We start from the raw sequence: 11,827 nt of genomic DNA, 5'->3' as shown, positions 1-11,827 counted from the left end.
TCACGGTGGACACCCTTGTCTTTCGCTAACAGTTCCTACTGCAAAGCCTGTAGTGGACTTTCACCACCAAGTTATCACCCATGCCGGGCGCACAAAAAATAGACTATCCTAGAGATAGTCTAAAATATTGGTCTGGAGAATTTTGGTGCCCATCGCTAGGGATGCTTGAAAGGATTGCTGTTCCATCGTGAATTCCATATACTTCTCGGCTAGATCCACATCCTGCTTATTAGAACGGATCGACTGAAGATTGAGGTTTTCGGATGTGTTCCGCTCCTGAGCCGATTTCAGCCGGTTAGAGATGGCACCGATTTCGGTCCGCATATTGACGACATTTTCCATCTCTGCGTTGGAACGGGCCAGCAATTTGCTGGAAAGCGCTTCGGTATCGTTCGCATCCAATGCTTTCAGCGCATCTGCAAGGAACGTGCCGATATCTTGTCCGGCTTGTTCATTCATCAGCTGTCTACCATCGGTCTTCAATGAGACATCCACGCCTGTCGCGATTGTTCGGGATAAGTCGGCTTTTACCGGTATGGCGTTGCCGTCTGCATCAGTTTCATCGACTGTCCCTTGGTACTGGATGCCGGTCATCTGCCCATCAGCATTCCGACTGATTTCGAACGGCTTCGTGGTCGTGTTCATTCCGGAGAAGACATATTTTCCGCCAAAATTCGTGTTCAGCGAGTCGACCAAAGTGCTGATTTCTGTTTCCATTTCGGCTTTGATGGCTTGGCGATCGGAATCTGACATCGTGCCGGTTGAAGCCGACTGGATCAGCGTCGTGATCCGCCTCAGCGAATCCGTAGCATTTTCCAATGCTGAATCCTGCATATTGTTCCAATCGACGGTATCCGCAATTGTTACGGAAAACTCCTCATTTTGGATCAGGCTATTGTTCAAATTCATGATCTGCGACGCCCGCAACGGATCGTCGGATGGTTTGCTGATTTCTTTCATCGAAGACAACTGATTGTTGTACTTTTCCAACTTCCCTTGACTTCGGTTAATGCTTTGGATCATATTGGTTGCAGTGATTCTGTCCGTAATGCGCATGTTTTATACCCCCGTCCGATTAATTAAAGTATCCAGCATCTCGGAGGTGATGGCCAAGACTTTTGCGTTCGCCTGGAATGCACTCTGGAATTTCATGATGTTCACAACCTCTTCGTTGATGGAAACGCCGGAAATGGAACTCTTTCTTTGCTCCAGAAAGGAAACCACTTCATTTTGGTTCTCCATCAAGAAGTCTGCCTGTTGCTTCGAAATCCCTACGCGGGTAATGACGTCATTGTAAGCATCTGCTGTTATGGTGCCGTTGGGTTGCGCTGTAATCTTCAGTGTATCCGCATCAAACTCGAGCGCCTCATTTGAGGAATACTGCAGTGCTGTCGACTGAATGTCAGCAATGGCTTGCGCCCGGGTACCGTCTCCGGCTATCTGTTCCGTAAGCGATTTGCCCGCAACAATCTTGCTGGGGTCTTCTGTTATGGCTGAGTTCACTTTCAAGTTGGAGAGCACATCATCCGGATCATCGCCTAAATCAAAAAAGGCAATCCCGGTCCCGTTGTCGCTATGGACTAAATTGACTGCTTTGGCAACAGTCGAGACCAGTTGGTTCAATTCTTGGATCCCACGGTCTATCTCCACCAGTGCTTCCTGTGAACCGCTGATGTGGCCGCTCTTACTGGATAGCTCCGTAAATTGCACTGAACCGTCCTCTGCAGTTTTCTGCACAAGTAATGTACCAGTTTTAAAGGACTCTTCTGATTCGACCGTTTTCGACGTACTGCCGTTGGTCGAGATGAGCGAGCCGTCATCGGAAGTGGCGCCGATTGCTACGTTTAACACTTGGCGCTTATTTGCTCCGAGTATTTCTTCCCCATCAATGCTGATGAAGGTACGTTGGTATGCATCCGTCTTCACTTCCACCGAAGTGATTCCTGAAATCTCCTCTACCAGCTTATCCCTTTGGTCCAATAACGTATTCGGCATCTCACCTTTTGTGACTACAGAAAAAATTTGCTCGTTAATCGATTCCAACTGCTCGACTTTCGTGTTGAAATCCAAGACCTTTTTGGAAATAGCCTGAACAGTACCTTCTTGAAGACTATCCAGCTGCGAACCCATATGGGAGATCGTATCCGTCAGTGTTTGTGCCTGTTGACTGACCATTGTTTTCGATGTGGTCAATTCGGGATTATTTCCTAAATATTTCCAAGATTCATAGAACTCCGTCAGTTTATTATTGAGGCCCGTTTCGGAAGGTTCGTTGAAGACAGACTCCAATTGGCCCAACACGTCCGCTTTTTGCGTGTATTTTTCTAAGGAAGCATTTTCTGTGAAAGATTGCTTCACTAAATAATCGTCGACAATCCGTGTAACGGACTCCATACGTACCCCAGTCCCTAGTTGGCCAACGCCGGAAAGCGTATAAGGGTTGCTGGCAACCAAATTCACCCGTTGTCTGGAGTAGCCATCCGTATTGGCGTTCGAAATGTTGTTGCTTGTTGTCTGCATTGCCGCCTGAGCTGCGCTCATGCCGTTCGTTCCTGCATGTAATATGCCAAATAACCCTGCCATGATACCTCCACCTTAAACTGATTGATTGAACAGACCTGCATTTTTGGAAGGGGACAGTTGTCCTTTCCTGGAATATGTACGGGAGCTTTTTTCCATCCCATCCGATAAAGCAGTCAAAATGCTGTCATGATAACTGATCGCTTGTCTTGTCAATAAGACATTGCATTCCTGCAGTTCTTTTATTTCATTTACTTGCTTTTCGACAGCAACACGGTTGCATCCTTCAAAAGTTGCTTCTTCTAATTGAACCAAAAATAATTGTTTTTCCGAAACGATGCTATCGAATGCGGCACTATCATTTGCCATCAAGGCTTCCTTTTCACGTTTCAAAGCCTCTTTTAGCGCTAGCAATAACGATAAACCGTTTTGTTCGGTTTCCATCATTCCGAGCCAGCCCCTTGCTCTTCCATTGCTTTCATCATGATCGTTGCAATGTTTTCGGCACTTACTTTATACGTGCCGTTTTGGATGGCTGCTTTTATCTCTTGGGCTTTGGCGCTGGGTGCGCTGTCGATTGTCTTTTCAGCTAAGCGTTTCGCTTCTTCTGAAATCTCGACTTTTACCGCCGCTTCATTTACTCTTGGTTTAAGCGGTTCAGCCTTTACTGTTTCTTTATGGGTTGTGTCCTTTTGGATCGCTTTCAGGTAACTGTTATAGCCGTTGCCGATTTTCATGCAACTCACTCCTTTTTTGCTGGTTAGTATGTATCTATCTTATTGTATCCACATCACTATTGTCGACCACTTTGCTGAAAAATTAAGCCAAAATCCTGAAAAAGCCCACGGAATGATTGATAAATAGAAAGAAAGCAGCGCCTCTTTCCAAAGGTGCTGCTTTCTATAGCGTTTCGATGCGTTTTTCTTTGCTCAGAATGTTCGTGATACGGATACCGAAATTCTCGTTGATCACTACAACTTCGCCTTCCGCGATCCGCTTGCCGTTCACATAAATACTCAAAGGTTCTTCCGTCAGTTTGTTCAGTTCCACTACAGAGCCTGTTCCCAATGAAAGAATATCTTTGATTGTTTTCTTGCTTTCCCCCAGCATCACACTGAATTCCAAAGGAACATCCAGTATCAGTTCCAGATTTTGTGGAAGATGTTGTTTATCGGATTTACGCAATTCTTGAAATGCAGGTTTTTGAATCGGAACAATATCTACTTCTGGCTGCAAATTGGCTTGTGCGCGAGACTCTTCTTGCTTGCGTTCGACTGGTGCAAGTACTTCCCCTTGATCCGCCAACATGATTTCAGTGATTTCTTTGACGGCGTCCATTGTGAACACTTGCATGATTTCACTCTGGAGAATGCCTTCAACTTCCAATTGAAATGCAATCAGACAGACATCCGCGTTCAAATTATCCACACCGATATCAACACTGAAATGCTCCTTGTCATCGACCAAGTGCACTTCCGGAGGCAAAATATCGATCATCTTTCCTAGCATGGTCGCCATGGCCGTTGCGGAGGAGCCCATCATTTGGTTCATTGCTTCACCGACTGCGCTCAGTTCCAATTCCGTCAGTTCCGAACTGGTAACTTGGCCGTCTCCGCCCATCATCAAATTGGCAATGATTACAGAATCCTGCGCATCCATCAACAAGAGATTATTCCCTGTCAGCCCTTTTTTGAAGCCGATAGAGGTAATAATTTTAGGTTTAACTGCAGCATCTATCACCTGACGAATGCTTTTGACGAAAACTTTCGGTGTTGTGATGTGTACTTTATGACCTAAAATTTCGGACAAGGTCGTAGCCGCTTGGGACATAGAGATATTACCCACTTCACCGATAATATCGCTCTCCATTTGACTGATGCTTGTGGATGCAATAGCTGGCGCTTGAGTTAGTTCACTCATCATACGATCGATTTCTTCTTGTGTTAGTTTTTCCGTGCTCATTTAATCAATGTCTCCTCCGATATAGTGTAATACCTCAACCGCCATTTTATTCCCCAGTACACCAGGCTTCACCAAATAACTTGGCATATTCTCGATGGACATGACCAATGGCTCGTGTGTGGGTTTGTCCAAGGTGATGATATCACCTAACTCTAGTTGTAAAAAACTGTCCATCGATACGTTCGTCTTCCCAAGTAAAACCTCTACAGATACCGGAACTGATTGCAGATTTTTGGTCAAGTTATCTTTATCTGAAGGGTCTGTCATTCGTCCCGAATGGAACCAATTACGAAAACTCAATTTTTCCAACATACTCTCAAAAAAGATATAAGGGATGCACAAATTGATGAATGTCTGGTCTTCCAACAATTCAATGATGAACGTAGTCATGATGACAGGTTCATTGGGGGACATCGTCTGCAGCAGCTGGGCATTCGTTTCCATTGCTTCCATCTTCACGTTCAACTCCACGATATCCCTGAAAGCCAACTGTAGTGCATGCCCAAAATTACCGACCACTTCTTCCAAAATGGCAATCTCAATATCCGTAAAGCTATCTTTGCCGTTTCCTGTATCGGATAGTCTTGTATCTGGACTGCCGCACAACAGCTGCAATAACTGCAGACAAACCTGCGAATTGATCTCGACAATCTGCATACCCTCTTGTGGTTCTGAGCGGAACAACCCCATCAACGTAAAGTAAGGAACAGAATGCAAAAATTCATCAAAACTGATTTGTTCAATCGAAGCAACCCGCAGCGTAACAGTTGAACGCACCTGAGTTGTTATTAAGTTACTTGCAATCTTAGCATATTCCTCGAGCAACATCGTTAAAGTCGTCATATACTCTTTCGAAAGGCGTGCCGGTCTTCTGAAATCATACGTTTTGATCTTAACTGGTTCTGCTTCTTCTACTAGTTCAGTGTCGATTTCGCCACTTTTCACACTTTCCATCAACAAATCTATTTCCTGTTGAGATAGAACTTTACTCACACTTACCCCTCATTTATAGAAAATAATGCTTCCATACTTATTAAACTGATCATTTTGCTGTTTAATCTGATGATGCCTGCCACTTCTTTCGCATTCGTGTAGTCCGTCATTTGTATGTCATGCGGATCAATTTCCGAAACAGATTCAACAGAATCCACTGCAAAAGCAACTTTTTTATCATCGTTCTTTAAAATGATGATACTATTGTAACACAGTTCTTCGCTTTCACTAGTGTTGCTTAGTAATTTATACAAATTAATCAAAGTGATGGCATTCCCTCGGATATTGATCAATCCTTCAACCCAGTACGGGGCTTTCGGCACATGGGTTGAAGGCAATTCCTTGACTATTTCTTCGACATCTTCAGTAGGTATGGCATAATACTTTTCTTTTAAAGTAAAGACGATTATTTGCATGTTGCCCTCCTGATCAAATGACTTTATCCAATGCTTTGATGACCCGATCTGTGTCGAAAGGCTTTACAATAAAGTCAGCAGCCCCTGCTCGAATGGCATCCATTACCATGCCTTGTTGTCCCATAGCGCTGCACATAACCACTTTCGCATTGCCATCAATGACTTTGATCCCTTTCAAGGCTTCGATTCCGTCCATTTCCGGCATCGTAATATCCATCGTTACAATTTCCGGACGCACCTCTTTGTATTTTTCGATAGCTTCGAGGCCATTCTGCGCTTCCGCTACGACACTGTAACCATTTTTTTCCAGAATATCCTTCAGTTTCATCCTCATAAATGCTGCATCATCAACAATCATTACACTTTTTGCCATAATCAATTCTCCTTTTCAGTTATGATTCCATTTAGTAATTCATCTAAAACGCCTTGCTTTGGGATAAAATACAAGGAAGCATCCAGGCGTTCTCCCAAATAAGAAAATTCATTCTTTATGATGAACAGATTTTCTTCATAAACACCTTGCTCCATGTAGATACTGCTGATGATTGCGCCAAACATATCCTCTATCATAAAAGGGACACCTGTCATAACGGTCACATCAAACACTTGCGAAATCTCATTTAAAAAAGTGTTGACGATAATGTTGACCAGTTCGATAAAAGCAGAGGTTGCCATTTCGTGATCACCCTGCATCTCCCCCAACATTAAAGACACCAGTTTGTCCGCTTCCTCTTCCCTGATCACAAACAAGAACGCGCCTTCCAATTCCCCTTGAATCATCGTAATGGCAGCATTCACACTGCTTTCGTCGGACATGATGCCCGCGAACAATTGAGAGTAATCCATCGTTTCCACTAAAGGTACCGTCATTACGACAGGGTGATTGATCAATTGTGACAGACTTGTCGCCGCATTCCCTCCGCCTATCGAAAAAAACTCGGTTATGATATCCAATTGCATCTCTGAATAATCTTTATACATAGACAGCCACATTTCTTTCGTTGCATATTGCGGTGATATCCAAAATCAAAATGATATTTCCATTCCCCATGATGGTAGCACCCAGGTACTTATTGATATTTTTCAGTTCTTTGCCTAATTCTTTAATGACAATTTCCTGTTGGCGAATCAGATTATCCACAGTCAAAGCATATAGGCGCTCATCAATCTTTACGATGATCAGATAAGGTTTTTCTTCCACTCCTGAATGAATGTCCAAGCTATCCTGCAGGCGGACAACCGGAATCGTCTCATCTTCAAAATAGTATACCTCACCGGTGTGTGTCTGGACAATCTCTTCCGGCTCAGGACGAATCACTTTCCTTACAACACCTAGCGGAAGTGCAAACTGTTCTGTTCCAACAGTAACCAGCAACGCTTGAATAATCGACAACGTCAGCGGCAGACTCATCCGGAATGCGGTTCCTTTATCGACTTCACTGATGATCTCGATGGTGCCGCCCAGTTCATTGATTTTCTGCTTCACAACATCCATTCCAACGCCTCGTCCGGAAATGTTGGTCACGTTTTTTGCAGTCGAAAAACCTGGATGGAAAATCAATTGTTGAATTTCCTTATCCGACAAATGATCGGGTTCTATTCCTTTTCGGGTAGCACTCTCTTTGATGACTGTCGGATTAACCCCTTTGCCATCGTCGGAAACCGTCAGGAACACTCTGTTGCCTTCTTGGTATGCCGTTATCCTGATCGTTCCTTTCGGATTTTTTCCTTTTGCGATTCTGGCTTCAGGCATTTCTACCCCGTGGTCCACAGCATTTCTCAACAGATGTATCAGCGGCTCACCCAATTCCGATACAACAGTCTTATCCAGTTCTGTGTCATCACCTTCGATGACCAATTCGATATCTTTTTCCAGCTCATTGCTCAAATCACGGATCATTCTACCGAAACGATTCGTAACAACGCTGAGAGGCTGCATACGGATTTTGAGCACCAAGTCCTGAAGATCCGTCGCGATCCGGCTCACTTGTTCCAGTGGTTCCCGCAGTTCAGATCTTTGCAACTCCTCGTTGATTTCTTCCAAGCGTGTGCGGTAAATGACCAATTCCGATACGAGATTCATAAAGGAATCCAGTTTTTCGATATCAACTCTTATCGACTGGTTCATCGAATTGCTATGATTCGTAACTTGTTTTGCCTTAGTTGTACTTGTCGCCTTTATTTCTGTTTCTGTCTTGTGTTCAATCGGTTTCGGATGAAGCTCAGCTTCAGCGATATCCATTTCTGCATCGAGAGCCGCTGCCGTTATTTCATGAATGGTTACGCCTTCTATTTCACTTGTTTCGAGAATCTGTTCTTCGACAGCTACCTTTTCTGTCTTAGTCAGGTAGACGATGGTGAATTCATTCCCGAAATCTTCATTCTCCATCGTTACAACATCAGGTTCGGAATATAGGATATCTCCGCTCTTCTCCAATTTATTGATGACCACATAAACTCTGGCATTCTTCATCATGCTGGTCTCATCGAGTTTGACCTTGATAAAAAAGGCGCGGTAGTTTTTCTCGTGGGCGTCGCGAATGACTGAGAGATCTGAGGAGTCAAGTTTCTCTATCGAAAAATCCCCCTCATTATTCGGCACTTGTTTGAAAGAAACTTCGCTGATTATCTCATCTTTCGGTGCTGCTTTTTTGGTTGCCAAAAGGTTGTCCAATTTGTTTTTGAGTGATGCAGTATCCTGCTCTTCCTCATTACCTGCTCTCAGATCCTCCACTATAGCGGATAGCATATCCAGACAATCGAAGATCAACGTAACGATCCCTTCGTCTGCAGCCAGCTTACCGGTTTTGAGCAGTTCAAACACGTTTTCCATTTTATGCGTTAATTCCGCCATAGTTGTATAACCCATTGTAGCCGCCATACCCTTAAGCGTATGCGCTGAACGGAAAATCTCATCCAAAATACTTACTTTTTCCGGATCATTTTCCAGTTCCATCACTTGGTCATTCAAATTTTGCAAATGTTCGTCCGTTTCTTCAAAGAAGAGTTCTCTGTATTTACTGTTGTCATCCATTGAATCCCAGCCTTCCTCTCGTAGTCTGCAACTTTACTTATTTACATCTTTTCATACAGAAATGCAGCTACTTTTTTTAGTCCGTATTGTTCCGGTTTATAGACGGACTCTGTAGCACCTATAAAGAACAATCCCCCAGGCACTAGCGAATCCGAGATATTTTGATATATTTTCTCTTTTACTTCATTCTTAAAGTAAATTGTGACGTTTCTGCAGATGATGGCATGATAGCCTTTTTCGTAAGAATCCAGAATCAGATCATGTTTTTTGAAATGCACTGTTTTTTTGATGTCATCCGACAACACATAGCGGTTATTCTGCTCTGTAAAGTATAGTTTCTTTTCTGGAGCCGGTACGTTCTGTACTTCCAATTTTGAATATGTTCCAGCCTTGGCCTTTGAAAGAATCGTTTCATCTATATCTGTAGCAATTATTTTACTGTTCGCAGTGAGCTTATTTTTTTTCAGAATCATTGCGATCGAGTATGCCTCAGCTCCTGTAGAACAAGCAGCACTCCATATTTTCAGTGGTTTGAATTTTGGAGATAGTTGATTGATGAAAACCTCTTCAAATTCCTCAAAGATTTCCTTATTGCGATAGAATTCCGTCACGTTGATTGTAATGTAGTCCAAAAAACTTTTTTTAATATTCCCATCGGTTTCAATCATTTTGGCATACTGTTTCAAATCATTAGCTCCGGATTTTTTCATGATGGTCTCAATCCGTCTTTGTAATTGTCCTTCTTTATATGCGAGCAAATTTAAGTGTAGTGTTTTTTCTGCCCATGCATAAAACCAGTTAAAATCCAGCATCTATTTCCTCCTGCCTAGTAGTTGGGTTAGCGCATCTGTCAGTTCTTCCAAATTAACCACTTCGTCGATCACCTTATTCTGAATGGCATTACCTGGCATTCCAAAAACCAACGAGGATGCTTTGTCTTGCGCAAAGGTATATCCACCCTCCGTTTTTATTTTTTTTAGCCCTTCCGTTCCGTCTTTCCCCATGCCAGTAAGAACAACTCCAACTAGTCGGCTACCATAATTTTCAGATGCTGATAAAAAGAGAGGATCCACAGATGGCCTCACACCATGTATCTTATCAGCTTGAGACAGTTGGATGCGGCGATTTTTCACTGTCATATGATAATCACCCGGAGCAACGTAAGCTTTTCCACCCTCAACCAGCATGCCGTCGTATGCCTCAACAACCTTTACCGGCGAAACAGAGTCCATGCGTTGCGCAAATGATGCTGTGAACCCCTTAGGCATGTGTTGCACAATAAATATGGGCACGGTTATTCCTTCCGGTAAATCCTTCATCACTTGCAAAAGTGCCCTCGGACCTCCTGTTGACGCCCCTATCACTAAAGCTCGTACAGCATTTGGCCTTGATTTTTTCTGGCTTTCTCCTTCTTGGTTCGTTCGAACAGAAGCGGCCTCTTGTGTTCTGTTAAAAAATTGCTTCATGACAAACTCAATTTGTTTTTTAAAGGCTTCTCCTTGATTTTTTATATCGGCAGGCTTTTCTATAAAATCTATTGCTCCAGCTTCCAATGCTTCAATGGTAATTTCTTTTCCACTCAATGAGCTCATCATCATCACCGGGATATCAGAAGTCTCTTTGATGACCTTCAATGTTTCCAGACCATTCATTCCCGGCATTTCAATATCCAACGTAACAAGGTCCGGGTTTAACTGTTTGATTTTTTGAAAAGCTTCTTGACTGTTCCTCGCTGTGGCAATAACATTCAATCCGTCTATTTCAGATATTTTCTCTTTTAATATTTGTCGCATGAATGCTGAGTCATCCACTAGTAATATGTTTATTTCCATTACTGCACTCCTTATTGAACGTTATAGCTCAAAAATTTCTCGATTCCCCATCCTGACTTTCACTTGAAGTGTGTGTAGGTCGAAGAACATGGATCGCCCCATGGAGCCTCCAGTATGATTTGCCAAAATAGGAATCCCTTGTTGTTTAAGGACTGACTCAACAGCTGCCACGTTGCGTAAGCCGATGTTCGCTTGCGGCGTATTCAAAGAATTTTGAAACATACTGGAGCCGCCAGCAATTTTCGCGACCAGCCTTCGTTTGGGCGTTTTTTTTGCAAGCTCCGACACCATTTGCGGAATGGCTAAGTCAGCAAACTTCTCAATCTTTTTTTCTCCATTAAACATGCTGCTGTCCGGGAGCATTATATGGCTTAATCCACCTACACGCGTGGTTGGATCATAAATCGCTATGCCTACACATGACCCTAATCCGATGGTGAATAAGGATTGTGGTGCCTCTCCGATTTTGTAATCCGAAATCCCGACTTTTAGTTCCTTCTCCAAAGTATGTAATCAACCCCTTTTTGAATCCATCCGTTACCCATTTAATGCAATCAACTCGTCTGTGCCTTCAGAGTCAAATAAAGAATTTATTTCGATTTGAATGATGATATCTGTATCTGTTTTGAAAAGATGCTCGATATATTGGACTTTATTCTCCACAGTTCCGTTTACAGTCGGGAGGTCTGCATCAAATTCACTTACCGAAACGACACTGTCAACCGCAACTCCAAATCTCAAATCTTTGTCCGACACCACAATTATTTTGGAGTGTTCAGTGATTGCCATATCATTGTCAAAAAGTCGTTTGCTCAAATCAACAATGGGCATGGTGTTGCCATCGTATTGGATAACACCACTTACGTATGGCGTAGCTTCTGGAATAAGGGTAATCTTTTCTAATGGTAATATTTTTTCAATTATTTCAATTGGAAGAGCGAATTGCTGCTGACTACAGATAAACACGATAAATTTTTTCATGATATACTCCTATTATTTTTTTTGTTATATGACAAGTTATATTTTCAGTACAGTATTCTTATCTTAATCGGCAGATTTTTTAAATTATT

Annotated in this window: 14 protein-coding genes; all 14 read right to left on the bottom strand. The window is 42.9% G+C overall.

The window, feature by feature from the left end:
• Window positions 1-108: 108 nt before the first annotated feature.
• Complete coding sequence (gene flgL / locus ACTCCX_RS08425) at window positions 109-1,056, bottom strand: flagellar hook-associated protein FlgL (protein WP_463275581.1); 948 nt, start codon at window positions 1,054-1,056, stop codon at window positions 109-111.
• Between the two features lie 3 nt (window positions 1,057-1,059).
• The gene (gene flgK, locus ACTCCX_RS08420) at window positions 1,060-2,583 is read right to left on the bottom strand and encodes a flagellar hook-associated protein FlgK (protein WP_463275580.1); all 1,524 of its coding nucleotides are present in this window, start codon (window positions 2,581-2,583) and stop codon (window positions 1,060-1,062) included.
• A gap of 12 nt (window positions 2,584-2,595) precedes the next feature.
• Window positions 2,596-2,967 carry a hypothetical protein gene (locus ACTCCX_RS08415; protein WP_463275579.1) on the bottom strand — a complete coding sequence of 124 codons (372 nt, stop codon included), beginning with the start codon at window positions 2,965-2,967 and terminating at the stop codon, window positions 2,596-2,598.
• The gene (flgM, locus tag ACTCCX_RS08410; protein ID WP_463275578.1) at window positions 2,964-3,257 is read right to left on the bottom strand and encodes a flagellar biosynthesis anti-sigma factor FlgM; all 294 of its coding nucleotides are present in this window, start codon (window positions 3,255-3,257) and stop codon (window positions 2,964-2,966) included. The genes ACTCCX_RS08415 and flgM overlap by 4 nt, the downstream gene beginning before the upstream one ends.
• A 163-nt stretch (window positions 3,258-3,420) precedes the next feature.
• Window positions 3,421-4,482, bottom strand: coding sequence for a flagellar motor switch phosphatase FliY (gene fliY, locus ACTCCX_RS08405; protein ID WP_463275577.1), 1,062 nt, complete (start codon window positions 4,480-4,482; stop codon window positions 3,421-3,423).
• A complete protein-coding gene (gene fliM / locus ACTCCX_RS08400; RefSeq protein WP_463275576.1) occupies window positions 4,483-5,475 on the bottom strand; it encodes a flagellar motor switch protein FliM in 993 nt (330 codons plus the stop codon).
• Between the two features lie 2 nt (window positions 5,476-5,477).
• On the bottom strand, window positions 5,478-5,891 hold the full coding sequence (locus ACTCCX_RS08395) for a chemotaxis protein CheW (protein ID WP_463275575.1): 414 nt from the start codon (window positions 5,889-5,891) through the stop codon (window positions 5,478-5,480).
• Window positions 5,892-5,904: 13 nt separating this feature from the next.
• Window positions 5,905-6,264, bottom strand: a complete 360-nt coding sequence (locus tag ACTCCX_RS08390) for a response regulator (protein ID WP_463275574.1) — start codon at window positions 6,262-6,264, stop codon at window positions 5,905-5,907.
• A 2-nt stretch (window positions 6,265-6,266) separates the two neighbouring features.
• Entirely contained in the window at window positions 6,267-6,872 is a 606-nt protein-coding gene (locus ACTCCX_RS08385) for a chemotaxis protein CheC (RefSeq protein WP_463275573.1), read from the bottom strand.
• Window positions 6,865-8,925 carry a chemotaxis protein CheW gene (locus tag ACTCCX_RS08380; RefSeq protein ID WP_463275572.1) on the bottom strand — a complete coding sequence of 687 codons (2,061 nt, stop codon included), beginning with the start codon at window positions 8,923-8,925 and terminating at the stop codon, window positions 6,865-6,867. The genes ACTCCX_RS08385 and ACTCCX_RS08380 overlap by 8 nt, the downstream gene beginning before the upstream one ends.
• A 41-nt stretch (window positions 8,926-8,966) precedes the next feature.
• Complete coding sequence (locus ACTCCX_RS08375) at window positions 8,967-9,737, bottom strand: CheR family methyltransferase (protein ID WP_463275571.1); 771 nt, start codon at window positions 9,735-9,737, stop codon at window positions 8,967-8,969.
• Window positions 9,738-10,757 carry a protein-glutamate methylesterase/protein-glutamine glutaminase gene (locus ACTCCX_RS08370; protein WP_463275570.1) on the bottom strand — a complete coding sequence of 340 codons (1,020 nt, stop codon included), beginning with the start codon at window positions 10,755-10,757 and terminating at the stop codon, window positions 9,738-9,740.
• Between the two features lie 21 nt (window positions 10,758-10,778).
• Window positions 10,779-11,261 carry a chemotaxis protein CheD gene (locus ACTCCX_RS08365; protein ID WP_463275569.1) on the bottom strand — a complete coding sequence of 161 codons (483 nt, stop codon included), beginning with the start codon at window positions 11,259-11,261 and terminating at the stop codon, window positions 10,779-10,781.
• Window positions 11,262-11,294: 33 nt separating this feature from the next.
• Complete coding sequence (locus ACTCCX_RS08360) at window positions 11,295-11,738, bottom strand: chemotaxis protein CheW (RefSeq protein ID WP_463275568.1); 444 nt, start codon at window positions 11,736-11,738, stop codon at window positions 11,295-11,297.
• Between the last annotated feature and the right edge of the window lie 89 nt (window positions 11,739-11,827).

The organism is Trichococcus sp. (genome assembly GCF_055118575.1).
The sequence above is the reverse complement of the archived record's forward strand: the minus strand, read 5'-3'. Positions and strand labels throughout refer to the sequence as shown.

Bases quoted from the DNA above. Each gene is read 5' to 3' on its own strand.
- ACTCCX_RS08390 (WP_463275574.1), bottom strand. From the start codon at position 6,264: ATGGCAAAAAGTGTAATGATTGTTGATGATGCAGCATTTATGAGGATG.
- ACTCCX_RS08385 (WP_463275573.1), bottom strand. From the start codon at position 6,872: ATGTATAAAGATTATTCAGAGATGCAATTGGATATCATAACCGAGTTT.
- flgL (WP_463275581.1), bottom strand. From the start codon at position 1,056: ATGCGCATTACGGACAGAATCACTGCAACCAATATGATCCAAAGCATT.
- ACTCCX_RS08360 (WP_463275568.1), bottom strand. From the start codon at position 11,738: ATGAAAAAATTTATCGTGTTTATCTGTAGTCAGCAGCAATTCGCTCTT.
- ACTCCX_RS08380 (WP_463275572.1), bottom strand. From the start codon at position 8,925: ATGGATGACAACAGTAAATACAGAGAACTCTTCTTTGAAGAAACGGAC.
- flgK (WP_463275580.1), bottom strand. From the start codon at position 2,583: ATGGCAGGGTTATTTGGCATATTACATGCAGGAACGAACGGCATGAGC.
- ACTCCX_RS08415 (WP_463275579.1), bottom strand. From the start codon at position 2,967: ATGATGGAAACCGAACAAAACGGTTTATCGTTATTGCTAGCGCTAAAA.
- fliY (WP_463275577.1), bottom strand. From the start codon at position 4,482: ATGAGCACGGAAAAACTAACACAAGAAGAAATCGATCGTATGATGAGT.
- ACTCCX_RS08395 (WP_463275575.1), bottom strand. From the start codon at position 5,891: ATGCAAATAATCGTCTTTACTTTAAAAGAAAAGTATTATGCCATACCT.
- flgM (WP_463275578.1), bottom strand. From the start codon at position 3,257: ATGAAAATCGGCAACGGCTATAACAGTTACCTGAAAGCGATCCAAAAG.
- ACTCCX_RS08375 (WP_463275571.1), bottom strand. From the start codon at position 9,737: ATGCTGGATTTTAACTGGTTTTATGCATGGGCAGAAAAAACACTACAC.
- ACTCCX_RS08370 (WP_463275570.1), bottom strand. From the start codon at position 10,757: ATGGAAATAAACATATTACTAGTGGATGACTCAGCATTCATGCGACAA.